The sequence below is a fragment of the Bacillus timonensis genome (assembly GCF_000285535.1).
Classification (GTDB): Bacteria; Bacillota; Bacilli; order Bacillales; family Bacillaceae_L; genus Ferdinandcohnia; species Ferdinandcohnia timonensis.
In genome coordinates this window covers 144,804-171,401 of record NZ_HE610988.1, presented here as the reverse complement: position 1 = coordinate 171,401, position 26,598 = coordinate 144,804, and the positions used below count along the sequence as shown (strand labels likewise).

The window sequence follows — 26,598 nt, the reverse complement described above, 5'->3', positions numbered from 1 at the left end:
CTTCAACCTTTTCATAACACATGCTAAAATAAGAAGATAGTCTATACAGTAATAGTCGTTTTTTAGGAGGTACTATAAAATGGGGTATGATGTAGACAAACTATATGATGGACCTCGATCGGAAAGAAGAGCGAAACGAAAAAAGGTAAATCGTGTTTTAAATATTTTAATTATCCTAGTAATTGTTTTGATTGTCTTTTTTGGTGGCAAGCTTATTTTTGGAGATAAAAATGTAGATGAATCTGTATCTTCAAATCAAACAAATCAGCCAGCGAGCAATGAGGGAAAAGCCACTCAGGATGATTCAGAGGATAAAGCGAAAGAATCAGAAGAAGATACTGACAAAACAACAGATGAACAAGGGAAGAAGGAAACAAACCAGGAAAATAAAGACGATCAAAAGGCAACAGAATCTGATGAGAATACGGTTGTAACCGAAGGTGATCCTGAATCAAATATTGTGAAAACAATTGTCAATCCCACATGGAAACCAATTGGTACTGAACAAGCCGAACCACATACAACTAGTTTTCAATCTGATTCTGCAGACCGCAATGAAATGGAAATGGCAGCAAGTTATGCCACTGGTTTTGATCGATCAGATATGGTTGTATGGTGGCTAGGAAGAAATGGTGGAAACTCAATCACTGCAACTGTTTCATCGAAAACAACGAAACAAGTAGTTAAAGTTTACTTAGATTGGGTTCCTAACGAAGGATGGAAACCAACAAAAATTGAAGAATTAAAAGAAAATGACAGTGAAACATACAAAAACTACAATAATAATGAACCAGACGAGAATGAAGCTGATGAGTAAAACATACGTAGGGAAATCCTGCGTTTTTTTTGTGCTTATTTTTATCCGTGATTATTGAAAAATACAAATGATTGTGTTAAATTTAGAACAGTTCATTTTTTAATTCATAGTATATCTATAGGAATAATATAAATTTACGGAGAGTGAGGAAAATGGGGCGAGAGTTTTTAGATGTATTTGAGGGATGGGCTAAAGATTATGACTCAACTGTATTAGGTCATGATGTCGAATATAAGGAAGTCTTTTCACGATATGATGACATTTTAAATGATGTCGTACAGAAATCTGGCCTCACTGTTTTGGAATTTGGAGTGGGAACAGGTAACCTCACTCAAAAATTGCTAAATAAAAATAAGAAAGTTTTTGGAGTAGAACCTTCAAAACCAATGCGAGAAATTGCATTAGAAAAACTTCATAACTATTCTCTAACAATTGACGATGGTGACTTTCTTACCTTCAGACAACCTGCTGAACAGATTGATACAATTGTAAGTACGTATGCGTTTCACCACTTAACTGATCGTGAGAAAACCGAAGCATTTTTCCAGTATAGCAACATGCTAGAAAAAGGTGGTAAAATAGTGTTTGCGGATACAATGTTCGAGAATAAACAAGAATATACAATGACGATCCAATCCGCAAAACAAAAAGGCTTTCTTAACCTAGCAACCGATTTAGAAACGGAATATTACACAACCATTCCCGTTTTGCGAACTATTGCGAATCAACAAGGGTTTACAGTAGAATTCACGCGTTTTAATCATTTTGTATGGGTAATGGAGGCGACGAAACAGTAAAACGAAAGGTGACACGTACTTATGAAGATAGCAATTATTGGAGCAATGGATGAAGAAGTAACAATTCTACGAGCAAAAATTGAAAATAGACAGGAAATCACAGTAGCAGGTAGTGTCTTTTACACTGGAACACTTAATGGCTTTGACGTAATTTTATTAAAGTCTGGTATTGGTAAGGTCAATGCAGCGATTTCTACAACCATCTTATTATCTCAATTTAAACCAGACTACGTAATAAATACGGGGTCTGCAGGCGGTTATTTAAAAACCCTTAATGTGGGGGACATTGTCATTTCATCTGAAGTAAGACACCATGATGTTGATGTAACTGCATTTGACTATGAATATGGGCAAGTTCCTGGATTGCCAGCAGCATTTAAAGCAGATGAAAAGCTGATTGAATTGGCTAAAAAAAGTGCGGAAGGAATCACAGATATACAAGTTGTGACAGGTTTAATCGCAACGGGTGATTCTTTCATGAATGATCCGGAGAGAGTTTCATTTATTAGTCAAAAATTCGGTGATTTATATGCAGTAGAGATGGAAGCTGCAGCTGTGGCTCAAGTATGTCATCAATTCGAAGTCCCATTTGTAGTTATTCGTGCCTTGTCAGATATCGCAGGTAAAGAATCTAATGTATCATTTGACCAATTCCTGGATACTGCGGCCTTACATTCATCAGACTTAGTTGAAAAAATGGTGGAACAAATAAATAAGTCCTTGTAACTTTATTCGCAAGAGTCCCTTGCTGAATAAAGTTACGCCTCCGGCGGATGCTACAGATTTTCAAAGGAAACTTTCGAGCGTAGGATCAAAGACTAAGAGCGCCACTTCCTGTGGCAACGTCTTTGTGACCCACCTCGTGTGGGCCTAAAAATCTGGGCGCAACTTCGCCAAGGCGAATTTGATTAGGAGTGATATTGTCATGCAAGTGTATCAAAATGTCCACGAGCTTATTGGAAATACTCCAATAGTGGAGATTACGAAATTTCCATTACCTAATGGTGTTCGTCTTTTTGCAAAGCTCGAATTCTTTAATCCTGGCGGTAGTATTAAGGATCGCTTAGGAGTCGAACTTCTTCAGCACGCTATTGCAACAGGTGAGTTAACTGAAGGGGGAACGATTATTGAGCCTACCGCTGGCAATACGGGAATTGGACTTGCTCTTGCAGCAATCAACCGTAATATTAATGTCATTCTTTGTGTGCCAGAGAAGTTTTCGATTGAAAAACAAGAATTGATGAGGGCATTAGGTGCAACAGTCATCAATACGCCTACAGAGGCGGGGATGACGGGAGCGATTGAGAAGGCAAAAGAACTTCTTACTGAAATTCCAAATTCCTATTGTCCACAGCAATTTGCAAACCCAGCAAACCCAGAAACCTATTATAAGACGATTGGACCTGAAATTTGGCGTCAGCTTGAGGGTCAAATTGATCTTTTTGTTGCTGGAGCGGGGACAGGTGGAACTTTCATGGGAACAGCAAAGTATTTAAAGGAAATGAATAGCTCCATTAAAACGGTCATTGTAGAGCCAGAAGGATCTATTTTAAACGGAGGAGAATCAGGTCCTCATAAAACAGAAGGGATTGGAATGGAATTTCTTCCAGGATACATGGATATTTCTTATTTTGATTCCATTCACACTGTATCGGATGAGAATGCATTCCGTCGAGTGAAAGAAATAGCACGTACGGAGGGACTTCTTGTCGGTAGTTCTTCAGGAGCAGCCTTGCACGCTGCCCTCTTAGAAGCAGAACAGGCAAAATCAGGATCACATATTTTAGTCATTTTTCCTGACAGTAGTGAACGCTATTTAAGTAAAAAAATATATGAAGGTGGGATGTAGAGATGAAACGTAAAACGTTGCTTATTCATGGGGGAGTTGGCGAGGATCCACAGACAGGTGCAGTTAATACACCAATATATCAAGTTAGCACCTATAAACAAGAAGGAATCGGAAACTTTAAGGGCTATGAATATTCACGAACTGGAAATCCAACAAGACATGCCCTTGAAGAATTAATCAAAGATATTGAAGGTGGCGAAAGAGGCTTTGCCTTTGGTTCAGGTATGGCTGCTATCACAGCTGTAATGATGTTGTTTAATAGTGGGGACCATGTTATTTTAACCGATGATGTTTATGGTGGCACCTATCGTGTAATGACAAAAGTTCTAAACCGCTTAGGAATTGATTCAACATTTGTTGATACAAGCGACCTAAACAACATTGAAGGAGAAATTCGTGAAAATACAAAAGCGATTTACATTGAATCACCTACAAATCCTTTATTGAAAATTACAGATATAAAAGGTGCTTCAGAAATTGCAAAACAGCACAATTTGTTAACAATCGTTGATAACACCTTTAGCACTCCATATTGGCAAACTCCTATTGCTCTTGGTGCTGATATTGTCCTACACAGTGCAACAAAATATATTGGTGGTCATAGTGATGTAGTAGCTGGTCTGGTTGTCGTGAATTCAGGAAAACTAGGTGAGGATTTACATTTTGTTCAAAACTCAACTGGTGGGGTACTTGGTCCTCAGGATTCTTGGTTATTGATTCGAGGAATCCGTACACTTGGAGTTCGGATGGAAGAGCATGAAGAAAATACACATAAGATTGTGGAGTTCCTACAAAATCATCCGGCTGTTAAAAAGGTGTTCTATCCTGGAATTGAAACACATCCGAATCATGCCATCGCGAAGGAACAAGCAAAAGGCTTTGGTGGGATGGTATCCTTTGATGTTGGGAGTGCTGAGAATGCCGATAAGTTGCTAAGCAAGGTTAAATACTTCACATTGGCGGAAAGCTTAGGCGCAGTTGAAAGTTTGATCTCAGTACCAGCTAAGATGACACATGCCTCTATTCCAAAAGATCGTCGTGCAGAACTAGGTATTGGTGACGGATTAGTTCGGATATCAGTAGGATTAGAAGATGTTGAGGACTTAATCGAAGACCTTGAACAAAGTTTACAATAAAGTATAACCTCTAGCCGTTTAAGCTAGAGGTTTACTTATTTCATTCGCCCAAAAAACTGCTAAATTTTACATCCTATATAGGCTTTCTAAGTATGTTATCATAGGGTGTAAGTTTACTAGTTTGGTAGGTGACTGGAAAATGGAACAAAATAAACAAACGAAAAACATTCGTAGTAAAATCGCAGATTATACAAGTTTCGGATACATTCTTCTTGTATTAAGTTCCTTTATGTATATTGGTATTATCATACCCGAGGAACACTCTTCGTTTCAAATATATACAATGATGGGTTCAACTCTCATTTTTTTAAGCTTGTCTTTTACATTTTTTGTACTAGCCATTAAATACAAAAAACAAATTGAAGAATAATTGACCTTCTCCTACATTGTTGAGAGAAGGATTTTTTTTACAAAAAAAGTGTTTACATTCATAGCTATATTGGTTATAATTACCACAGTAGGAAAAAATTAATGACAAAGGAGGTCGAGTAAAATGATCAAATTAACAATTGGCATGACAAATTCAAAAATTTCATATGGAACAATCTATTCGACCAAACCGGTGATTAATTTCTAATCTTTTAAAGATATGTTAATTATGCCACAGGTGGAATAGTTTACCTGTGGCTTTATTATGCCTTTTTTACGCCACAGGACTAGTATGCCTGTGGCGTTTTTGTGTCTTTTTTTCCTACAAATCAATGAAATATACCCAAAAAAGGAGGTGGTAAATGATGACCATCAATCTATTCTTTTTAACTATCTCGATTTCAAAACGACAAAAATCAATCGAAGAGTATGAACGTGAGCAAAGAGTAAATAAGCTTATGGAAGAAATGAAGGATCGCCAGTATTCAATGATTCGCTTATTTTAATCAACAACAAAAAAATAATGAAAGGGGAATGAATATGTTAATGAAAAGTTGTCCGATTATAGCTTGGTTATCTGTGGAGAAAGATTCCACCTAACGAACAATCATTTTGGGAGGAGTTAATGAATGCTATCGGTTCACGTGCTTATTTTTACAATTCTATTTTCTAAGAAAAATAACCAGTAGTTTCAAAAAAAGGAGTACCTTAAGCGGTGCTCCTTTTTGCTTGGTATTGTTGCCTTAATTTTGTCAAATTTCGGTAACAGAATTTTCAAATGTGGGTAAGGTATACACAGTTCCTAAGTGATAAAGTAAAAGTAAGAAGTATATCTCTTTTATGGAGGTTGATGGATATGTTTATAATTGTTATGGGTATTGTTGTTACTTCGGTTATTGCAATAATCATTGGGACAGAAGTAAGTGTAGAACTATAATTTAAAACCTAAAGGGTGGATTGCAAAATATGCAATCCACCCTACTTTATGACTTTTTCTTTTCTTTTTCTGCTCGATAAAATTCATGAAACATTTTCATTAAAGCACGTTTTTCGATACGTGAAACATAGCTTCTTGAGATGCCTAGCTCTTTTGCAATTTCACGCTGCGTTTTTTCTTTTGTTAAATCAAGTCCAAATCTGCCCACAATGACTTCTTTTTCCCTGTCATCAAGGACATCAATATATTCTTTGATTTTTTCAAGCTCCATGTTTAATTGGATGGTTTCAATCACATCTTCCGATTCGGATTTTAACACATCTATTAAACTTATTTCATTTCCTTCCTTATCCTGACCAATCGGGTCGTGAAGGGAAACATCTTTCTTTGTTTTCTTTAGAGCCCGTAAGTGCATCAAAATCTCGTTTTCAATACATCTCGCGGCATACGTTGCCAATTTTGTTCCTTTACCTTGTGAATAGCTTTCGATTGCCTTAATCAAACCGATTGTTCCAATCGAAATGAGATCCTCCGTGTCCTCACCAGTGTTTTCGAATTTTTTAACTATATGAGCGACTAACCGTAAATTATGTTCAATTAACATATTCCGAGCATGTTCATTCCCCTCGGCCAACAATTCTAAGTACTTCTTCTCATCAGAAGAAGATAACGGTTGAGGAAAAGCATTGTTTTTCACATAAGATACTAAAAATAATAATTCTTTTACAAAATAGCCTAATGCTGCCAGCAGTCCAGACATTCGCTCACCTCCACATAAATCGTAGTGTATGTAAGCAAAATCAGTACACTACTTTAACTAGGCATTTGCCTATTACTTAATGTTATGAGGAAAGATGCTTGCTTGTGTCTGTCCAAAATAAAAAAGCTGATGTTAGTACAAAAGATAATTCTTTATACACCATCGGCCCTAATATTCACGTAAAAATTGTAAAATAAGGTGCAATTGCTATAATCAAAGCTAAACAGAAAACAACAATTGAACCTAGTTTGTTTTTATCTTTCCAGAGGGAAATGGAAAACCCGACTGTGTAAATAAACATAATAGCCATCACCACATATATAAAGAAAGTCATATCCTAATCTCTTATCCTTTCGTAGCTAGGTAATTCCGACTGTCGCCCAAACTCCCCAAATGTGATATCGACGGATACGCTTATATCTGCTTCAGGATATGATTTCATCCAGTCATAATTCTCCCATTGTGGGATGGTTAAGAAATGTTTTCTTGCTATTAGAGAAAGCCCAAAAAGGTCAGCTTTAAATTCCTCCTGGGACCGTTTAATCAGTTTTGTAATTCTTTGTTCAAATCCTTTTTTTAAATGCTCTTTTAATTCTCTTCTTTTCTCTTCATCTCCTGCATAGTTTACCATACTGTGGTCTGTTAAAATTTCAGCTTGAATAGGAAGTTTCATTGTGACTTTTGGTGCTGGTTTCGATACATCCACATCAATTTGTGGAGCGTTTATTTGTGTGAAACGTGCAGTAATATAATACCTTTTCATGAAGGGATCAGGTACAGAAACCAAAAAACTCGGTTTCTTCATCCATTTGTTTAGCAATTGGGTTATACGGGTTTCTTGGACCGATAATTTTCCAATCATCTGGCCCTCTTTAAAAACTGCAGAACCAAGAAATTGAGCAGGATTTGTTTTTCCAGTCACCTTCAACTTTCCTGCAATTAAATCTTCATCATTGTTTTTTTGGGCAGTAGAATGGTCCTCTATTGTCGTAGCATAGGCAGAAATAAATAAATCTGCATCCGCTTCAGTTATTCGAAAAAAATTGTGTATTTCAGAATCTGGAATTAAGCCGATTTGTGTTGCATGATTAAATATCTGTTCAAAATATTCATGTCTTCTTGTTTCAAGTTTTGGTTTATTTCGTTCAATAAATGTACTAGCGTTTTCCTTTACAACAATAATTTTCGTATCACGTCTAATTTCACGATCTTTAGTTGCATCATAAATCCAGCGAACAAAATCTTTATCCCTTGCAAGTTCCTCTGAAACAATAAAAAAGTCTAAAATGTCATATGTTATAGACTTTGCAATTACGGAATTTGCGATATCTTCAGATTGAATAAAACTTGAAGCGTTGAATGTAATCGTTTCATGTGTTGGCTCATTTCCGCCTCCCCCTTGCAGAGTGGAGCCAGCTTCAGGATTAGATATTAAGTAAGTGATATTTAAAAAACCTTTAATATCAGATTTGTCTAAACCTATACCAAGTACATAGGCTCTTGAATCAATCTCCTCTTTATCCCAGCACCCAACTAATATAAACAAGGATGCTAAAATTAAAGTAAGTTTACTTATTTTGACTTGTATTTCCATGCTTCAAATCCCCTTTACGTTTTGCGAGTATCCACATGACACAAGGAATCAAAATAAACATAGGGCTGATACCTTTTAATAAAACCTCTCTTAACGTAAAGATTGTGAAGGTTGGAGCCTCAGGAGCGACTCCAAATATCACAACAATTGCCGCAAGGGTTGGAGTGAGGTATTCAAAGTTTTTGATATTGCATATACCCCCGATAAATAATGCAATTAAATATAAATAGACTGTAAAACGAATAAATGAGGCAATAATCCAAAACGGAAAGAAAAAGGTTTCAATATTTGTTAAAAACCCAAGCCTAATCAAGCGTATTAATTCTTGATATGGATAATCAATCATTTTTAATCCTTCAAAATCAAAGACAAATAAATAAGCAAGGAATGAAATCGTTACCTCTATAACGACAATCACTAACGCAATCCATGTCCCTTTTTTAAAAGCTTTTGCTGATACAAGATAAGGAGCAATCAACCCCATAAAAAAAATTCTACAAAAATGGATGCATGTGTCGAACTCTTTGTAAAAACCTCCTTAATTCCTGGACCGAAAATTGGAAAAATGAAGGCTGTACTACTTTCTTTAAATGACAAAATTAGGGCAGTTAATAACGAAAATTTTATATAGAAGAGAACCAACCATGAAACTGATCCGATATGTTGAAGCCCTTTTTTAGCACAATAAGCACAAACAGTCATGAATACTAAATAAATGAATAATATTGGTGTTTCTGTAAAATACATTGTCTTAATAATATCAACATAAATAGCTGAATCAAAAATAAGCCCTATAAAAGATGCTAGTACGAGAATACATGAAAGAAAAGTACCGATATATTTTCCGAACAAATGAAGAATCACATCATGTAAATTTTTATTTTTATAAGCTGTAATGACTTTCATCGTTAAATAAATTGGAAGAATTGATATTAATCCAATAAGAATGGGTGCCATCCACAATGCATTTTTTAGGAAATCTACAAAAATGGTTGGTGTATCATCAGAAAGCTTCACACCAACGACTAAGATTACCATCGCGACATATTCTCTTATACCTATTTTTCCTCTTGATTGTTCCATATCCTATTCCTCTGCCTTTTTGATAACGTCTTTCGGTTTTAAGTAACCAGGACGAATTCTTTCGCTTTTTAAAAGTTGTCTAATAATTGTATCTTTAGATGAAAGATATTTAGGTGACATTGGCGATAAGTAAGGAACACCAAATAATTTTAAGGAAACCATATAAAACATTCCAACAGTAAAGAATGCAGTCATCCCATAGATGCCAAATAGGCCGGCAGAAAGTATAATCACAAACCGTATGATTCTTATCGCGAAATTCATGCTTACATCACTAAGTGTAAACGAACACAGACCACTTAACGCGACGACAATAACGACAATCGGACTTACAACATTCGCCTGTACAGCTGCCTGACCTAAAATAAGGGCCCCAACAATACCAATTGTTGGTCCGATTGGGCTAGGAACACGTAGTCCTGCTTCTCTTATAAGCTCAAAGGCTATTTCCATCATTAATATTTCAATAAGAGAGGGAAAAGGCACTTTTTCTCGGGTTGCAGATATTGCTAATAAAAGGTCTGTTGGAACCATTTCGGAATGAAAATTTGTAATTGAGACATAAATTGCAGATGCAAAAAGCGTAATAAATAATGCACAAACACGTAGTATTCGGATGAAATTTCCGTAGATATATCGTAAATAATGATCTTCAGGGTTATGAATAAACGACCAAAATGTTGCAGGCAGTATTAGGGATGCAGGTGAGTTGTTCATTAATAAAACGATATATCCATCCTCTAAAAAGGAAGTTGCGCGATCAGGTCTTTCCGTGTAAAGTACACTCGGGAAGATAGATTTCGGGCGTTCTTCGATATATTGCTCCAGTAGAGAGAGGTTTTGAATAGCATCGATATCTAAAGCACTCACTCTTTCTTTAATATTTTTGACCAATTTGTCGTTTGTAAGGTCCTTTATATAAAGAATATAAAGTTCATTATGAGAACGTTTAGAAATGGATACTTGCTCTACTATTAAATTTTCACTCCTTATTCTTTTTCGAATTAAGGAGATGTTTGTACTTACTTTTTCATTAAATGCTTCCTTAGGACCTTTAATCACAACTTCATTTTCAGCCTTCTCAACTGATCGGCTTTGAAAATTTGAAGTACCAATGATTAATCCTTTTTCTTCACCATCTACCAATAAAATGGTGTTCCCTTGGTTAGCGCCATTCACAATATCCTTTATTTGTTGGGCAGTTGTGAATGATTGTACTTCGATTAGATTTCCAATTTCCTTTTCTGGATCCTCATTCTTTAACAAAGGCTCAAGAATATGGTCACTAATCATATCCACATCAGTGGTCGTTGAAATAAACAACAGGGCAGCTTTTGTATGTAACCCACCAATTGTGAAATTGTGGATTTTGACATCGTTGTTTTCCGGAATAGAATATATCTTCTTTAGAGTGGTTATGTTTGTATGAAGATTTTTATCAATTTCTTGGCTTTTGATTTCGATCTCTTCAGATGCTGACTTTTCCGGATATTGCTCGGGATCAAGTTTTGGATTTTTAAATTTGTCTATATAATTTTTGATTGGAATCTTTTTCATAAACACATAACTCCGGACTTTTTCCTAAGTTTGCCACTTAAGGTGAAATTTAATGCAAAAAAAGGAGGAGAAGGTTAAATCTTTCTAAAATAATAGAAATTTTTTAAAAATCCATTTATAATGAATCATGTAAATTATTTAGAGAGTCTAAATAAATAAGAAGGGGGAAATAAAATTGAATACAAGTACATATGAACAAAAATGGGATTTGGACGTATTTTTTGAAGGTGGAAGCAGTTCACCAGCTTTTCACTCCTTTTTGGAAGCGCTGCATAAGGAATTAACTGAATTCAGTGCATTAGTGGACTCGTTTCAAGTACCTACTAACTATCATGACAAAGAAGGGTTAGTAAACATTCTTAATGCTTTTCAATCATCGTTTAAAAAGCTTCGTCAAGCAGGAGCATTTGTCAGTTGTCTAACGGCGCAAGACACATCAGATCGAGGCGCGAACCTTTTACAAGGAAAAACTACTCAGCTTAGTAGTGAGCTTCAATCAATCTTAACAGCATTCGATCAAAAACTAGTCGCAATTGAGCAACCTGTCTGGGATGAACTATTATCAGAACCTCCATTTAACGAGCTTTCTTATATATTAGAGGAAAGAAGAACTAGAGCAAAGGAAAAACTCACCCTCGAACAAGAAAACCTAATTAATAGTTTAGGTGTGGATGGCTATCATGCATGGGGACAGCTTTATAATATGGTTGTAGGAAACATCAAGATTCCATTTGAGGATAATGGTGAAACAAAACAACTTTCAGTTGGTCAGGCTTTTAATAAGTTCTCTAGCTCCGATCGAGGCGTTCGAAAATCGATGTTTACACAATGGGAAAAAGCTTGGGATGAGCATACCGACTATATCGGGGAAGCTTTAAATCATCTGGGCGGATTCCGATTAAATGTATATAAAGCACGTGGCTGGGAAAACGTACTCAGGGAGCCACTCGATATTAACAGAATGTCCAAGGAAACACTGGAAACAATGTGGTCTGTCATTACTGAATATAAAGCTCCATTTGTTGATTATTTAAATCGGAAGGCTAAGTTATTAGGTCTTGATAAGTTAAGTTGGTACGATCTTGATGCACCTGTAGGACAAACGGAAAGCAAGGTTTCCTATCAAGAAGGTGCTGAATTTATTTTAGATCAATTTAGCAAATTTGGTTCTGAGCTAACCAAATTTACACAAAAAGCTTTTGAAGACAACTGGATTGAAGCAGAAGACCGTTCGGGTAAGCGACCAGGTGGCTTTTGTACGAGTTTCCCAGAAAGCAATCAATCAAGAATTTTTATGACTTTCTCAGGAACACCTTCAAATGTATCAACCCTTGCTCATGAGCTTGGACATGCATTCCATCAGCATGCAATGGCAGGTGTTCATACTTTAAATCGTAGCTATGCTATGAACGTGGCAGAAACTGCTTCTACTTTTGCGGAAATGATTGTTGCGGATGCGTCTGTAAAAAATGCAAAATCAGAAGACGAAAGAATCGCATTATTAGAAGATAAAATTCAACGAAGTGTTGCCTTCTATATGAATATTCACGCACGCTTCTTGTTTGAAACAAGATTTTACGAGGAACGTAAACGAGGCATTGTTAGCACAGAACGTTTAAATGAACTGATGCTTGAAGCACAGAAGGAAGCATATTGTGGTGCATTGGATCAATATCATCCGCAATTTTGGGCGTCAAAAATGCATTTCTATATTACTGGGGTACCTTTTTACAATTTCCCATACACATTCGGTTATTTATTCTCTTTAGGAATCTATTCAAAGGCACTGGAAGAAGGTACAGATTATGAAGAGAAGTATATCGCGTTATTAAAGGATACTGCAAGCATGAAAGTGGAAGACCTTGCTGCAAAACATTTAGGGGTGGATTTAACAAAACGTGATTTCTGGGAAAAGGCTGTAAAGCTTTCAATTAAAGATGTTGAAGAATTTTTGGAACTAACAAAATAAGTAAAAAAACCTATCCACTTTCAAATTGAAGTGGGTAGGTTTTTTTATACTTTTTTAATTTAAACGTACCGACCATTAGGAAAGAAAGAATAATGATAAGGTATATAAAGAACTGAGGAGAAACATAAGGGATTGCTAAGAAGCTTAGTGTCAAAAGACAGCCGGCAGCTGTTATTGGTAAACCAACAAAGAAGCCTTTATTGTCACTAATATTAAATTTTGCTAAGCGAAATGCTCCACATCCGATATAAAAGACTGTGAAAAACATTCCAGGTGCTCCGAACTCATGGATAATTCCTTGGTATAATAGAAGCGCAGGTGCAACTCCAAATGAGATAATATCACACATCGAGTCGAGCTGTTTCCCAAGCTCTGATTCAATCTGAAATTTTCTTGCTACCATACCATCAAATCGATCAGCAAGAGCAGCTAAAAAAATGAGGAGAAGCCCTAAGTTTAATTCGTTTTTGAGGATAAATAATATTGAAAAACCACCTAAGCTCAGGTTGATTAAAGTCAGTATATTGGCAGTATGGGCTTTAAGCTTTTTTAATGTTGAATCTAAATAGTCCAAGAAAAACATAACTTCACTCCTTTCAGGTAAATTTTCTTGTAAAAATAGCCAAAATAAATAAAATAGAATAGTATTGCATTATTACCCTTATTTTATTCCTTGAAAAGCGAAAAAGTAAAGGGAAATTGTAAATTTTAGGGGGAAAATGATTTGCAGAAATGGCTGTATCGCTTCTTCATTGAATTAACCAATCATCGCATAACTTCGGCGATTTTAAAAAAATTTTCACAATCAAGAGTTAGTGCTATACTTATTCCGAGTTATGCGAAAATATACAATATTAACCAAGCTGAAATGGAAAAAAACTTATCTGAATTTAAAACCCTTCATGACCTTTTTGTGAGACAACTGAAATCGGATAGTCGTAAGATTGATCAAACGAATCATACCGTAATCAGCCCAGTAGATGGCGTCATTGAAGAAACGGGGATTATTACTGATTCGAAGGAAATGATTGTAAAAGATAAACAGTATTCAATGGTAGAAATGCTTGGCGACCAAGAGTCGTTGTCTACATACATAGGTGGTACCTACATTATACTTTATTTAAGCCCTAGCCACTATCATCGAATTCACAGTCCAATTTCTGGGGTCATAACAAAGCAATGGGAATTAGGAAGGAAATCGTATCCAGTTAATCGACTCGGGTTAAAATATGGAAGAGATCCCTTATCTAAAAACTTTAGAAAGATTACAGAAATACGAGTAAGTGATTCTAAAGTTGCAATGGTGAAAGTTGGGGCAATGTTTGTAAATAGTATAGAAACAACTCACACAAGTGATACTGTGAAAAAAGGAGAAGAAATCGCGTATTTTTCGTTTGGATCAACTGTCATTCTATTATTTGAAAAAGACAGTTTTACACTTAGTCCCGAAATAGGTGTATCGAAAAATATTAAAGTTGGACAAGTTATAGGTATTATGAATGAACAAGAAAAAAGAGCCTGTAACGGCTCTTTGTAATAAATGATTTGTTATGATATATTTCTAATCCTATGTCCTAATGATCTGCGCATAATTTCAGTTTCAATAAGGTGAATAAAATCAGGACTTAGCTTTAATTTTATTGCTTTGTAATAAGATTCAATCAACAAGTCATCTGATAATTTTTTCATATCTTGCTGCCAATGGTTGGCATTCACCTCCTAAAATTTTAGCGTATGGTTCTATTGAACTTCATGTTGTCATATACTAATACGTTATTTTCTGTTATTAATTTAACTCTATCACGAAAAAAATAATAGAACAACCGTTCTGTTATCCACAGGAAATGGTGGATAACCTGTGGGTATTTTGTTTATAAATTTAGATAATCTAAGTATATCACTGTGTAATTTGTGTATAAGTTTATCCACAACTGTTGAAATTTACTGACTTTTGTCGAAAACTTTTTTATTTTTCTTTAAAAGCTACCATTCGTGACGTAATTTTGTTTTGTAGAAACCATTATTTTTCGTTATGATAGGATGGATACAAAAAGGTAAGTCTGGTGAGGTGTAAACGTATTGTTAAAGAATTTTTTACCGAATGAACATGTGAAATCTGTATTAGAGATTTCACCTAGTAAATTGAAAGAGTTAGGAATAAAAGGTGTCATAACCGATTTAGATAATACATTGGTGGAATGGGATCGTCCAAACGCAACACCAGAGCTTGTTAAATGGTTTAAAGACATTAATGTTCATGGGATTAAAGTGACAATTGTTTCAAATAATCAGGAAAAAAGGGTAAAAGACTTTTCGGATCCCCTGGGAATTCCATTTATTTTTGAAGCAAGAAAGCCATTGGGACGTGCTTTCAAACGAGCAGTAAAGGAAATGGGACTACAGAAAGATGAGGTAGTTGTGATTGGAGACCAGCTGTTAACTGATGTATTAGGTGGAAACCGTAGTGGATTACATACCATTCTTGTTGTTCCGGTTGCACAAACTGATGGATTTTTCACAAAGTTTAATCGCTTTGTTGAACGAAGAATACTTACTTGGATGAAGCGTCGCGGAATGCTTTATTGGGAGGATTAATAGAGTGGAACAAGAAAAGATTAGCTGTATTGGCTGTGGAGTAGAAATCCAAACGGCTGACAAAACAAAATTAGGTTATGCACCACCTTCTGCGCTAGAAAAAGATAAAGTTATTTGTCAACGTTGTTTTAAATTAAAGCATTATAATGAAGTACAAGATGTTTCATTAACAGATGATGACTTTTTAAAAATCTTACATGGGATTGGCTCTACCAATTCTTTAATCGTGAAAATTGTTGATATATTCGACTTTAATGGCAGCTGGTTACCAGGGCTTCATCGTTTTGTAGGAGACAATACTATTTTGTTGGTAGGGAATAAGGTAGATTTATTGCCTAAATCGGTGAAACAGAAGAAACTAATAAACTGGATGAAAGAATCATCTAGAGAACTTGGCTTGAAGCCAGTTGATGTATTTTTAATAAGTGCAGAAAAGGGAACCGGAATTAAAGAGGTAGCAGAGGCAATCGAGCATTATCGGTTTGGAAAAGATGTATATGTTGTAGGTTGTACCAATGTCGGAAAGTCTACATTCATCAATCGTCTCATTAAGGAATTTAGTGGGGAGAAGGAGGACTTTATTACGACGTCCCATTTTCCTGGCACAACACTAGATATCATAGATATTCCACTTGACGAGGAGCATTCCTTATTTGATACACCAGGAATTATTAATCATCATCAAATGGCTCATTTCGTTTCGAAACAAGACTTGAAAGTAATAACACCGAAAAAAGAAATAAAACCAAAAGTCTTCCAGTTAAACGAACAACAAACATTGTTCTTTGGTGGCTTAGCTCGTTTTGATTTTGTGACTGGAAACAGACAATCTTTCGTCTGTCATTTTTCAAATTTGTTAAATATTCACCGTACAAAGCTTGAAAATGCTGATGAATTATATCAAAACCATAAGGGTGAACTATTAAATCCACCTGGGGAAAGTGAATTAGACGAGTTCCCACCATTGATTGCACATGAATTTATGATAAAAGAAGCAAAAACTGATATTGTATTTTCTGGTTTGGGCTGGGTAACAATTAACGAACCACAGACGAAGATTGTAGCACATGTTCCTAAGGGTGTAGGCGTAATGGTGAGAAAGTCATTAATTTAGAAAGAGATAAAAGCAAAATTATATTTATAAATGGGTGAGGAAATGGAAAAGGTTTACGGTGTGATTGGAAATCCCATCTCACATTCAATGTCACCAGCGATGCTCAATGATATGTTTGAAACATATCATATTGAAGCAAGGTACCATGCCTTTCACGTTCAAACAGGCCAGGTTAAGGCAGCAATTGAAGGAATAAGAGGACTTGGGGTATATGGCATTAATGTGACAATACCGCACAAGGTTGAGGTTATTGACTACTTGGATGAAGTAGAAGAGGTTGCAGCAAATATTGGTGCAGTGAATACAATTGTCAATGAGAATGGGAAATTAATAGGCTATAATACGGATGGGAATGGATTTATTCGCTCGTTAAATCGGGTGATTAGTAATGAGGAATTACGTTCTGCAAATGTATTGATTGTGGGTGCTGGAGGCGCTGCAAGGGGAATATTTATATCATTAGCAGCAATGGGTGTAAGCAAAATTGATATCGTAAATCGTACAATTGAGCGTGCAAAAGGAATCATTGACGATTGCAGGTTTGAAGTAGAATCGCATCCATTAAGTTTTAAAGAGGCAGAAGCAAGCTTAAGCAAATATCAGGTTGTTGTAAATACAACATCAGTTGGAATGCATCCCAACGTGGACGATACTCCACTATCAGTAGAGAATCTCGCTCCAAAAACGATTGTAAGTGATATCATTTATAATCCATTTGAAACTAAATTTTTGAGAGATGCTGCAAAATATGGAGCAATCACACAGAATGGAATTGGAATGTTTGTTTATCAAGGGGCCCTAGCCTTTGAAAAATGGACAGGAATTTTTCCAGATACGGATCGAATGGAAAGACTAGTTACAAAGTTATTAGGAGGCAGGACATGCTAACAGGAAAACAAAAACGATTTTTACGCTCGAAAGCTCACCATCTTGATCCAATTTTTCAAGTTGGAAAAGGCGGAGTAAACGAAAATATGATTAAACAAATCAGTGATGCACTTGAAGCACGCGAATTATTAAAGGTAAGTATCCTACAGAATTGTGAAGATGATCGTGACACGGTTGCCGAAGAGCTTACAAAAGGTGCAAAAGCTGAATTGGTCCAAATCATCGGGAATACGATTGTGTTGTACAAAGAGTCAAAAGAAAACAAACAACTAGAGCTACCGAAGAATAAATGAGTAATCAAAAAAAGGAAGATGAAAAGGACCGCTTCGACAAAAACGCCACTGCCTCATGTGGCATTGTCGACACTAGCATGTCCTGTGCGTCGAAAGTTCGAGGCGGGGAAGCTTTGAGTACCGGAGCGTATATATGGAATGCGTGAGGAACGACAAAAGCGAGCCAACGAAGAAATTCGATGTGTCATTTTCGTCCGAATGGGAGGGAAAAAAGTGAACCATATTGGAATTATCGGTGGTACATTTGATCCACCTCATATTGGTCACCTCTTCATCGCTTCTGAGGTCTTGTTACGATTAAATCTTACGGAAGTATGGTTTATGCCAAATCATGTTCCTCCGCATAAAGAACGGAAAAGTTACGTGACTGATAAAGAGCGGGTTGAAATGCTTTCTCTTGCAATCTCGGATCAGCCAAAATTTAAATTGCAGTTGATTGAGTTGGATAGAGAAGGCCCCTCGTATACATATGATACGATTAAAATACTTCATGAAAAACATCAGGATACGAAGTTTTATTTTATTATTGGTGGGGATATGGTCGAATATTTGCCACACTGGCATAAAATTGATGAACTCATTGAAATGGTAACATTCGTTGGTGTGAAAAGACCAGGTTATTCGTTTCCAACCCAATATCCAATCACCGAAGTAGATATTCCACAAATGGACATTTCTTCTTCGATGATTCGAAAGAGGTTAAAAGAAAAAGGAAATACAATGTATTTACTTCCTGAAAAAGTACGAAACTATATAGAGGAGAACCACTTATATGGAACGTGAAAAAGCTTTAGAGATTGTCAAAGTACAATTAACTGAGCATCGTTATCAGCATACACTTGGTGTGATGGAAACTGCAATAGAGCTTGCAAAACGATTCCATGCTGATGAAAAAAAGGCCGAAACGGCTGCAATATTTCATGACTATGCAAAATTCAGACCAAAGGATGAAATGAAGCAAATTATCATTGACCAACAATTCCCACAAGATTTATTAATTCATAATACAGAATTATGGCATGCCCCGGTGGGAGCGTACCTTGTTAAGTCAGAGGTAGGAATTGATGATGATGAGATTCTTGATGCTATCCGATACCATACTTCTGGGAGGGAAAAAATGACCCTTCTTGAAAAAATTATTTTTGTAGCCGATTATATAGAACCAGGAAGACATTTTCCGGGTGTAGAGGAAGTAAGGGAAGTTGCAAGAAAAGATTTAGATACAGCACTTATCTATTCTCTGCGCAATACCATCATTTTTTTAGCGAAAAGAAATCAAGCAATTTACCCGGATACAATAAAAACTTACAATTCTTTACTCATTGAGAAAAAGGGGGAATCCAAAGGTGAATGAAAGAGAAATTTTAACCTTTGCCGTTCAAGCTGCAGACGATAAGCGCGCGGAAAATATAATTGCATTAAATATGAAGGGACTGTCCCTTGTAGCTGATTACTTTCTAATTTGCCACGGAAATTCCGAAAAACAGGTGCAGGCAATTGCACGTGAAATAAAGGACAAAGCTGATGAAAATGGAATTCATGTTAAACGACTTGAAGGTCTTGATGAAGCGAGATGGGTTCTTGTTGATTTAGGGGATGTTATTGCACACGTCTTCCACAAAGATGAGCGAACTTATTATAATTTAGAACGCCTTTGGGGAGATGCCCCTACTGAAACAGTTGAAGATGTGCTAAGTTTATGAGTTATGGGGAATTTGCCTATATCTATGATGAATTGATGCGTGATGTAGATTATGAACAATGGATTTTATTCTTTAAAGAAAATGTATCACATCTAACTAATACTGGTTCATTACGTGTTCTTGACATTGGTTGTGGAACGGGAGAAATTGCAATTAGACTTGCAAAAGAAGGTTATGAGGTAGTCGGTGTTGATCTTTCTGATGACATGCTGGCTGTTGCGAATAACAAAGCTATGGAAGCTGGAGTGAAGGTTGACTTCTACAAACAGAACATGGTCGATATCTCCGGCTTTGATCCATTTGATATTGTTGTGATATTTTGTGATTCACTTAATTATTTACAAACGGAAGAAGAGGTTCGAAAAACCTTTCAAAATGTAGTTCAACTTTTAAGAAAAGATGGACTGTTTTTGTTCGATGTTCATTCCGTTTATAAAATGGATTCAATCTTCATGGACGGGCCTTTTGTTAGCAGCGAGGAAGAGGTTAGTTTTATTTGGAATTGTTTTGAAGGGAAACATCCCCATAGTATCGAGCATGAGTTGTCTTTTTTTGTGAAAAATGATCATAATGAAGACTATATAAGGTTTGATGAATTCCATGAACAACGAACCTTTCCGACTGAAGTGTATCAAAGTTGGCTTGAAGAAACGGGTTTTAAGGTACAAAATATTAAAGCTGATTTTACAGATTCTGTTCAAGAGACATCAGAACGAATCTTATTTACAGCAAAGAAATAGAGGGTCAGACAATGTCTGCCCTCTTTTGCACATAGCTTTCTACATCAGTACAAGCAGTCTAGCCCCTCAAGCTCACATATCAATCCGGCAAATAAGCCAAAGAGCAACCTTCTTGCTTGCTCGGAATACGCTTGCGCATTACTTGTCAAAATGATATATTTATCGAGATGGAGTCTCATTGAACTGTACACTTACTTCACAAATATCCTCGTCATATTTTCTATGAGTGCCCCTAAATAACTCTTCAAATAATTCACCAATATGTTCTTCCATGGCCTTAATGCCCTCCCCAGTTACACCGCCTTTTACACACACTTTTTCCTGGAGAGTTGGTAATGTATAAAATTGCTTATCAAGCAGTTTCCCCATTCCAATTATCATTTCACTTGCTAATATTGTTGCCTGTTCCTCTGTTATTTTCGTTTCCTTTACTGCTGCACTAATAAACCGCCTCACTAAATAAGTAAAAAATGCCGGACCACAACTAACAATATCAGACGAAACTCTTGTTATGTCATTATTTATGTGAACTGGAGTGGAAATTTGCTCAAATAAAAATGTTAAATAATCCTTAAATCTGCTACTAATACTCTCACCGAAAGTAAATAACGAAACACCTGAAAGTGCACGATTTGTAATACTTGGGATGATACGTGCTACCTGACAATTCACAATTGACTCAAGCTGTTCAACTGAAATCGGACTTGTTATCGAAATGATACATTTATTTCTAGTTAGGGAAGAAGACAATTGGTGTAAAAGGGGGTGAATTTCCAAAGGCTTCACACAAATAAAAATTAAATCAGAGCCTTTTACAACCTCTTCATTAGTCGCTGCTACAGTAATATCTGGCAAGGAGTTCTTGATGGCTATTGCTTTCTCGAGTGTTCGATTTGTGATGGTAAGTTTTGAAGGTGGAACAGCAAGAGATTCTACAAAAGACTCTATTAAAATTTTCCCCATATTTCCTGTACCGATAAACCCTATATTCAAGTTCGTCCCTCCTTTACAGACTATTCTCCTAACACAATATGCTTCTTCTTACTAAAATATGTATACGTTTTAATCAAATCATAAATGAAAGGAAAGAAAAATTATGGATATAAAATCAAAAAAAATGAAATTAATACTGATTGTTTTTGGAGTATGTCTTGGCATTTTATTTGCGTTCTATACTACTTTTTTGAATAAAACAGAAGCGAAGCCGAGCATAGAGGAAGATGAATTAACATTTGAACCGGTCCTTGAGGAAGAACCAGCTGTTGTAGAGGATGAACCAAAATTGATACTGGTGGATATTAAGGGTGCTGTACATAATGAGGGTGTATATGAGGCCCGGGACGGAATGCGAGTAAAGGACATCGTAGAAATGGCTGGAGGATTTACAGAAGATGCGGAACAAAGACTGGTGAATTTAGCACAACGGATTGAGGATGAAATGGTCATAGATGTCCCACACGTAGGTGAGGCAATGAATATGGGGGAAAGCAGTATCTCACAAGTCGATGATGGCATGGTTTCACTAAATAAAGCAACACAAGTAGAGCTTGAAACATTGACAGGAATTGGCCCCTCTAAAGCAGCTGCCATCATTACATATCGTGAAGAACATGGGCCATTTAAACAATTAGAAGATCTCCTACAAGTAAGTGGAATTGGTGAGAAATCTTTTGAAAAAATAAAGGATGAACTTAAATTAAATTGACGATTCATGTTAAATACCGATAAAATAATTGTAAGATTTTGTTGAAGGGATGGGGGAAGATTTGAATCGAATCAAGTGGAATCAATATTTTATGGCGCAAAGTCATCTGCTTGCATTAAGAAGCACATGTACACGGTTAACAGTTGGTGCAACTATAGTTCGAGATAAGCGAATTATTGCAGGGGGATATAACGGCTCAGTTTCTGGAGGTACGCATTGTATAGACGAGGGTTGTTATGTTGTAGATAATCATTGTATTAGAACCGTCCATGCTGAGATAAATGCATTATTACAATGCGCAAAGTTTGGAGTCCCTACAGATAATGCGGAAATCTATGTTACACATTTTCCTTGTCTCCAATGTACAAAGGCAATTATCCAAGCGGGAATTAAGGTTGTATATTACGCGGAAGATTATAAAAATCACCCATATGCAATCGAATTGTTTGAGAAATCAAATGTAAGGGTTGAAAAGGTTCCACTTGAAGAAATGGTGATTGATTTACATTCTTCAGAAAAATTGGAATTTGTTACTAATTTAATTGAGAAATTAACAGAGTCGGGTGCGGATGATAAAGAGATTAAGGAATTACATGAAAAGGCTGCTACACTTTTTTCGAATATTAGCTAATTTGATTAGGAAGTATGGGGACTTTGTGCAAGGGAAGCTTGTCTATCTTGCTTTCTTTGCGGTGTTTGGTATCGTAGTCCCTTATTCCTCTTTTTCATGGATTAGTATACTCCTCACACTCCTCATATTAGGATTTATCATTTTCCGCCTTCATTTCTCATTGGTTATTCTCAGTATTATAACTCTTTTTTCATTTATGATTCTTTTTATCATCTTTGATTCCAACAATCAAACAACACTTGGTCCTACAACAAACACGATTAAAGCCGAAATAATCGAAGCCCCAGACTTTAATGGCGATAAACTCTCTTTCACTGTCAATACTTCAAAGAATGAAAAGCTACTGTTAGTTTATTACATTGAAACTGAAATAGAAAAAATGCAACTTAGCACCTCTGTTCATATGGGATTAGTTTGCATGTTTCAAGGAACCCTAAAAGAACCACAATCCTCTCGTAATCCACATTCTTTTGACTATAAAAACTATTTACATACACAAAAAATCCATTGGGTTTTTGAAACAAATGAAATTGCACCAGAAAAATGTTATACCCAAGAAAGGTTGAATTTAAATCGCTGGCTACTTCAAATAAGGGAAGCAGGAATCAATTATATTGCTACTAATTTTGAAGGGTCATCTGCTGGAATCATCCAGGCGTTGATTTATGGAGAAAGAACAAATATAGAAAATGATATCGTAAATTCCTATCAAACGTTAGGGTTGATTCATTTATTAGCAATATCGGGTCTTCACGTAAGTCTCATGACAGGTATGTTCTACTATTTATGTATTCGATTTGGCATAACGCGTGAGACTACAGCAACTCTTTTATTATGTTTGCTTCCGGCTTATATTATTATTGCTGGAGGTTCACCATCAGTCATTCGGTCGGTAGTAATGTGTATGCTTTTGTTAGCAAGCATCAAGTGGTGGAAAAAAAGCAGTATGCTCGATGTGATTAGTTTTGCTTGCATTGCCATGCTTGCCATTAATCCGTACTTTTTAGTCAATATCGGGTTTCAATTATCATTCATCGTAAGTGCCTCTTTAATCCTTTCTTCAAGAGCAATTTTCAAGCATCAACCTACTACTTTTGCTTCCTTATTTGCTGTTTCGTTTATTTCGCAACTTTCTTCACTCCCGGTTTTACTCTATCACTTTTATGGATTTTCATTGATAAGTTTGCCCCTAAATATGTTGTATGTTCCATTATATTCGGTAGTTATCTTACCATTTGCCATATTCGCCGTGATTTTGCTAGTTATTTTTGAGCCGCTTGGGCAAATTATTGCTTGGTTCCTATCATGGATTTTAGAATTTCTAAATCAAGCAACTGTTTGGCTATCCAAGTTTTCTTTCTTTGAATTAACACTAGGAAAACCTGGTCTAGTCCTTATGATTTTGTATTGTGTCTCCATTTTTTATTTTTTAATTAGTTGGGAGAAAAAGAAAAGAATTATACAGTGTTCTCTATTTGCCCCGATTGGGGTCCTATTCCTTCACGCGGTGCTGCCCTATGTGAATCCATATGGGGAAGTTACTATGCTTGATGTTGGACAAGGGGATAGTATATATATTGAACTCCCGTATCGACAAGGACTATATCTTATAGATACAGGAGGGACAATTCAATTCGAACAAGAACACTGGAAAAAAAGACGACAAGAATTTTCAACTTCCGATATCATCATCCCGTATTTAAAATCTAAAGGAATACGGAGTTTGGATAAGCTTATCATCACACATGGAGATCAAGATCATATCGGAGGTGCGAAAGGTCTTATAGAAAAAATAAAGGTTAAGGAACTAGTCATAGGAAAAAGTAAGAAGGATACTCATCAAGAAATTGAATTGAAAAAAATCGCCAGTAAAGAGGGGATTCACTATACGCTTGCTGAACGTGGACAAAACTGGAAAGTTGGAAGCAATGCATTTTATATACTAGCCCCTCAAGGAAACGAAATGAAGGAAAATGATAACTCAATTATTATTTATACAAAGCTTGGTGGCCTACGTTGGTTATTCACGGGTGATACTGAAAAAACGGGAGAACTTGAACTGATGAATACGTATCGAAATCTAAGGACAGATGTATTGAAAGTTGGACATCACGGTAGCCAAACATCGTCAAGTGCTAACTTCATTCAATTCCTAAGTCCCAAACTTGCACTAATCCCGGTGGGTGAGAATAATCGTTTTAACCACCCTCATCCAGAAGTAATGAATCGTTTTAAACGTGAAAAGATTAGTGTATATCGAACTGATCAAAATGGGGCAATCCAATATCGTTTTTTCAAAAAGAAAGGAACCTTTAGAACTACAATTCCATAATATAAGGTAGAAAAAGAAATGAAAAGAGACTGCCGCAAAAGGGCAGTCTCGAGGTTGACAGTATGTATTCTGTCGGCATTAAGCTCCGATAACCTTAATTAATGTTGCGATAATGAAAATGGTAGCGAAGAAGCCAAATGATACAACGAATGCTACCCCAGCATCTACAACGTCATTTCGTGTGTTTCGAATATTCTTTTCAAATTCGTTCACGCCTAACCCCTCCTAAACAGTTATAGTATAGCCTAACTACTCAAAAAAATCTATATTTCCTTTAAAAAGTCGGATTTGTTTTACTAATTTAGATGTAATTCATACCCCAATTCGTATCACAAAACCAAAGAATAAGATAACCTTTTCCTCTATTATCCGATAGTCTTCCTTTATTAACAACACTTGTCACAAATAGTTCGAAAAACTTAGTCAATCCTAATAGTACATAAGAACACGTCACTACATTGGTCTTTCGAAAATTTTGCTCAAAAAGTTTACAGATTGTAAAAATTATCATTACTCGACAAGATACCCGGGGCTTGTTGCGGTAATGTTTCATATAGATTGGGGAATTGGAAAAGACCAATTCCCTTTTCATGTGTTGAAAATTTTTCGATTTCCCGATACGATTGAAGATGTACACAAAAGGCTTACAGTGGAGAGGTATAGTATGAATTTAGAGCTTTGGAAAAAAATTAAGAAAAAACAATTTGCACCTGTTTATTTATTGCATGGATCGGAAAACTTTTTAATCCAAGAGACAAAAGAATTGCTCATAAAATATAGTATAGAAGAGGATGAAAAGGATTTTAATTTATCCGTTTTTGATTTAGAGGAAACCCCTGTTGAAATTGCTTTAGCAGATGCTGAAACACTTCCTTTTATGGGAGAAAGAAGACTGGTCATTTTACAAAATCCTCACTTTTTAACTGCTGAAAAGAACAAAGAGAAGGTTGAACATAATCTTACGGTTCTTGAACAATATTTAAAAGAACCCGCACCTTTTACAATTCTTGTGTTTACGGCACCATATGAAAAGTTAGACGAGCGAAAAAAAATTGTTAAGCAATTAAAGGCAAACGCTGAGGTTTTGACCGTTAATACTCTATCTGAAAAAGATCTACATAACTGGATTACTGAAAGAGTAAATCAGCATGCGGTTTCCATTCATTCTTCTGCAATCCAGGAGCTATTACATGTCGCAGGGACGAATCTAATGAATATTACACAGGAAATTGACAAAATGTCTTTATATCTGGGGAAAAATGGGGAAATTACAGAGGAAACGGTGAGATTGCTAGTGCCTCGATCTTTGGAACAAAATATTTTTTCGCTTATTGATAAAGTAGTCAATCGTAAGCTAGATGAAGCGTTGCGAATTTTTTATGACCTATTACAGAATAATGAAGAACCTATAAAGATTTTATCCTTGCTCGCAAACCAATTCAGATTAATTTTTCAGGTGAAGGAACTTTCTAGACAAGGGTACGGACAACAGCAAATTGCTGGGAATTTAAAGGTTCATCCGTTTCGTGTAAAGCTTGCAGGTGGACAAGCAAATTTATTTACACAAGAAGAACTATTAAAAATTATGAGTGAGCTTGCTGAGGCTGATTATGAAATGAAAAACGGCAAAATGGATAAACAATTGATATTAGAATTATTTATTATGAAGTTAGGCAAATAATATAAAAAAAACGACTCAAATCGAGTCGTTTATTTATTGTCTGGCGTA

28 protein-coding genes and 1 pseudogene are annotated in these 26,598 nt (G+C 35.9%); 21 read left to right on the top strand and 8 right to left on the bottom strand.

The features are described from left to right. Positions 1-79: 79 nt before the first annotated feature. The 7 genes from BTHG_RS25385 (at position 80) to BTHG_RS26375 (ending at position 5,474) form a co-directional block, all read left to right on the top strand. The gene (locus tag BTHG_RS25385; RefSeq protein ID WP_010678219.1) at positions 80-817 is read left to right on the top strand and encodes a YrrS family protein; all 738 of its coding nucleotides are present in this window, start codon (positions 80-82) and stop codon (positions 815-817) included. A gap of 152 nt (positions 818-969) precedes the next feature. Further along, positions 970-1,614 (top strand): class I SAM-dependent methyltransferase, encoded by a 645-nt coding sequence (locus BTHG_RS18470; protein ID WP_010678218.1) that lies wholly within the window; start codon positions 970-972, stop codon positions 1,612-1,614. Positions 1,615-1,635: 21 nt separating this feature from the next. Beyond that, on the top strand, positions 1,636-2,340 hold the full coding sequence (gene mtnN / locus BTHG_RS18465) for a 5'-methylthioadenosine/S-adenosylhomocysteine nucleosidase (protein ID WP_010678217.1): 705 nt from the start codon (positions 1,636-1,638) through the stop codon (positions 2,338-2,340). Positions 2,341-2,539: 199 nt separating this feature from the next. After that, a complete protein-coding gene (locus tag BTHG_RS18460; protein ID WP_010678216.1) occupies positions 2,540-3,463 on the top strand; it encodes a PLP-dependent cysteine synthase family protein in 924 nt (307 codons plus the stop codon). Between the two features lie 2 nt (positions 3,464-3,465). Then, complete coding sequence (locus BTHG_RS18455; RefSeq protein ID WP_010678215.1) at positions 3,466-4,599, top strand: bifunctional cystathionine gamma-lyase/homocysteine desulfhydrase; 1,134 nt, start codon at positions 3,466-3,468, stop codon at positions 4,597-4,599. Between the two features lie 139 nt (positions 4,600-4,738). Further along, positions 4,739-4,969, top strand: coding sequence for a YrhC family protein (locus BTHG_RS18450; protein WP_010678214.1), 231 nt, complete (start codon positions 4,739-4,741; stop codon positions 4,967-4,969). A 364-nt stretch (positions 4,970-5,333) separates the two neighbouring features. Continuing rightward, the gene (locus tag BTHG_RS26375; RefSeq protein ID WP_010678213.1) at positions 5,334-5,474 is read left to right on the top strand and encodes a YrzI family small protein; all 141 of its coding nucleotides are present in this window, start codon (positions 5,334-5,336) and stop codon (positions 5,472-5,474) included. Positions 5,475-5,951: 477 nt separating this feature from the next. Here BTHG_RS26375 and sigK read toward each other — a convergent pair whose 3' ends face one another. The 4 genes and pseudogenes from sigK to BTHG_RS18405 form a co-directional block, all read right to left on the bottom strand. Then, the gene (gene sigK / locus BTHG_RS18430; protein WP_010678212.1) at positions 5,952-6,665 is read right to left on the bottom strand and encodes an RNA polymerase sporulation sigma factor SigK; all 714 of its coding nucleotides are present in this window, start codon (positions 6,663-6,665) and stop codon (positions 5,952-5,954) included. 337 nt (positions 6,666-7,002) lie between these two features. After that, entirely contained in the window at positions 7,003-8,259 is a 1,257-nt protein-coding gene (locus BTHG_RS18420) for a Ger(x)C family spore germination protein (protein ID WP_010678211.1), read from the bottom strand. Next, a pseudogene (locus BTHG_RS27495) lies at positions 8,234-9,165 on the bottom strand (GerAB/ArcD/ProY family transporter). Before BTHG_RS27495 ends, BTHG_RS18420 begins: the two are co-directional and overlap by 26 nt. 180 nt (positions 9,166-9,345) lie before the next feature. Further along, on the bottom strand, positions 9,346-10,899 hold the full coding sequence (locus tag BTHG_RS18405) for a spore germination protein (protein WP_010678210.1): 1,554 nt from the start codon (positions 10,897-10,899) through the stop codon (positions 9,346-9,348). A 175-nt stretch (positions 10,900-11,074) separates the two neighbouring features. On the opposite strand from BTHG_RS18405, the gene BTHG_RS18400 reads away from it, so the two are divergent. Continuing rightward, positions 11,075-12,868, top strand: coding sequence for a M3 family oligoendopeptidase (locus BTHG_RS18400; RefSeq protein WP_010678209.1), 1,794 nt, complete (start codon positions 11,075-11,077; stop codon positions 12,866-12,868). A 10-nt stretch (positions 12,869-12,878) separates the two neighbouring features. Here the strand turns inward: BTHG_RS18400 and pssA are convergent, their stop codons facing one another. Continuing rightward, positions 12,879-13,451: a CDP-diacylglycerol--serine O-phosphatidyltransferase gene (gene pssA, locus BTHG_RS18395; protein ID WP_010678208.1), complete on the bottom strand. Its 573-nt coding sequence runs from the start codon at positions 13,449-13,451 to the stop codon at positions 12,879-12,881. A gap of 141 nt (positions 13,452-13,592) precedes the next feature. Here pssA and BTHG_RS18390 point away from each other — a divergent pair, with 141 nt between their 5' ends. Beyond that, complete coding sequence (locus tag BTHG_RS18390; RefSeq protein ID WP_010678207.1) at positions 13,593-14,405, top strand: phosphatidylserine decarboxylase; 813 nt, start codon at positions 13,593-13,595, stop codon at positions 14,403-14,405. 11 nt (positions 14,406-14,416) lie between these two features. On the opposite strand, the gene BTHG_RS18385 is transcribed toward BTHG_RS18390, so the two are convergent. Next, positions 14,417-14,557 carry a sporulation histidine kinase inhibitor Sda gene (locus tag BTHG_RS18385; protein ID WP_010678206.1) on the bottom strand — a complete coding sequence of 47 codons (141 nt, stop codon included), beginning with the start codon at positions 14,555-14,557 and terminating at the stop codon, positions 14,417-14,419. Positions 14,558-14,947: 390 nt separating this feature from the next. Here BTHG_RS18385 and BTHG_RS18380 point away from each other — a divergent pair, with 390 nt between their 5' ends. The 8 genes from BTHG_RS18380 to BTHG_RS18345 all read left to right on the top strand — a co-directional run bounded on the left by BTHG_RS18380 (position 14,948) and on the right by BTHG_RS18345 (position 20,201). Then, complete coding sequence (locus BTHG_RS18380; RefSeq protein WP_010678205.1) at positions 14,948-15,463, top strand: YqeG family HAD IIIA-type phosphatase; 516 nt, start codon at positions 14,948-14,950, stop codon at positions 15,461-15,463. 4 nt (positions 15,464-15,467) lie between these two features. Continuing rightward, complete coding sequence (gene yqeH, locus BTHG_RS18375) at positions 15,468-16,577, top strand: ribosome biogenesis GTPase YqeH (RefSeq protein ID WP_010678204.1); 1,110 nt, start codon at positions 15,468-15,470, stop codon at positions 16,575-16,577. Between the two features lie 42 nt (positions 16,578-16,619). Then, positions 16,620-17,465 carry a shikimate dehydrogenase gene (gene aroE, locus BTHG_RS18370; protein ID WP_010678203.1) on the top strand — a complete coding sequence of 282 codons (846 nt, stop codon included), beginning with the start codon at positions 16,620-16,622 and terminating at the stop codon, positions 17,463-17,465. Further along, a complete protein-coding gene (gene yhbY, locus BTHG_RS18365) occupies positions 17,459-17,758 on the top strand; it encodes a ribosome assembly RNA-binding protein YhbY (protein WP_010678202.1) in 300 nt (99 codons plus the stop codon). Before aroE ends, yhbY begins: the two co-directional genes overlap by 7 nt. 213 nt (positions 17,759-17,971) lie before the next feature. After that, positions 17,972-18,541 carry a nicotinate-nucleotide adenylyltransferase gene (locus tag BTHG_RS18360; protein WP_026021889.1) on the top strand — a complete coding sequence of 190 codons (570 nt, stop codon included), beginning with the start codon at positions 17,972-17,974 and terminating at the stop codon, positions 18,539-18,541. Beyond that, on the top strand, positions 18,531-19,112 hold the full coding sequence (gene yqeK, locus BTHG_RS18355) for a bis(5'-nucleosyl)-tetraphosphatase (symmetrical) YqeK (protein ID WP_010678200.1): 582 nt from the start codon (positions 18,531-18,533) through the stop codon (positions 19,110-19,112). The genes BTHG_RS18360 and yqeK overlap by 11 nt, the downstream gene beginning before the upstream one ends. After that, positions 19,105-19,461 carry a ribosome silencing factor gene (gene rsfS / locus BTHG_RS18350; RefSeq protein ID WP_010678199.1) on the top strand — a complete coding sequence of 119 codons (357 nt, stop codon included), beginning with the start codon at positions 19,105-19,107 and terminating at the stop codon, positions 19,459-19,461. Before yqeK ends, rsfS begins: the two co-directional genes overlap by 8 nt. Next, positions 19,458-20,201: a class I SAM-dependent DNA methyltransferase gene (locus BTHG_RS18345; RefSeq protein WP_010678198.1), complete on the top strand. Its 744-nt coding sequence runs from the start codon at positions 19,458-19,460 to the stop codon at positions 20,199-20,201. Before rsfS ends, BTHG_RS18345 begins: the two co-directional genes overlap by 4 nt. 159 nt (positions 20,202-20,360) lie before the next feature. Here the strand turns inward: BTHG_RS18345 and comER are convergent, their stop codons facing one another. Next, positions 20,361-21,194 carry a late competence protein ComER gene (gene comER, locus BTHG_RS18340; protein WP_010678197.1) on the bottom strand — a complete coding sequence of 278 codons (834 nt, stop codon included), beginning with the start codon at positions 21,192-21,194 and terminating at the stop codon, positions 20,361-20,363. Positions 21,195-21,297: 103 nt separating this feature from the next. On the opposite strand from comER, the gene BTHG_RS18335 reads away from it, so the two are divergent. From BTHG_RS18335 to BTHG_RS18325, 3 genes are all read left to right on the top strand, one after another. Beyond that, the gene (locus tag BTHG_RS18335; protein WP_010678196.1) at positions 21,298-21,906 is read left to right on the top strand and encodes a helix-hairpin-helix domain-containing protein; all 609 of its coding nucleotides are present in this window, start codon (positions 21,298-21,300) and stop codon (positions 21,904-21,906) included. A 61-nt stretch (positions 21,907-21,967) separates the two neighbouring features. After that, positions 21,968-22,537 (top strand): ComE operon protein 2, encoded by a 570-nt coding sequence (locus BTHG_RS18330; RefSeq protein WP_010678195.1) that lies wholly within the window; start codon positions 21,968-21,970, stop codon positions 22,535-22,537. 25 nt (positions 22,538-22,562) lie between these two features. Continuing rightward, positions 22,563-24,869, top strand: coding sequence for a DNA internalization-related competence protein ComEC/Rec2 (locus BTHG_RS18325; RefSeq protein ID WP_010678194.1), 2,307 nt, complete (start codon positions 22,563-22,565; stop codon positions 24,867-24,869). Positions 24,870-24,947: 78 nt separating this feature from the next. Here BTHG_RS18325 and BTHG_RS26370 read toward each other — a convergent pair whose 3' ends face one another. Continuing rightward, positions 24,948-25,082, bottom strand: a complete 135-nt coding sequence (locus tag BTHG_RS26370) for a YqzM family protein (RefSeq protein ID WP_010678193.1) — start codon at positions 25,080-25,082, stop codon at positions 24,948-24,950. Positions 25,083-25,533: 451 nt separating this feature from the next. Here BTHG_RS26370 and holA point away from each other — a divergent pair, with 451 nt between their 5' ends. Then, positions 25,534-26,550, top strand: a complete 1,017-nt coding sequence (gene holA / locus BTHG_RS18315; RefSeq protein WP_026021888.1) for a DNA polymerase III subunit delta — start codon at positions 25,534-25,536, stop codon at positions 26,548-26,550. Positions 26,551-26,598 lie beyond the last annotated feature (48 nt).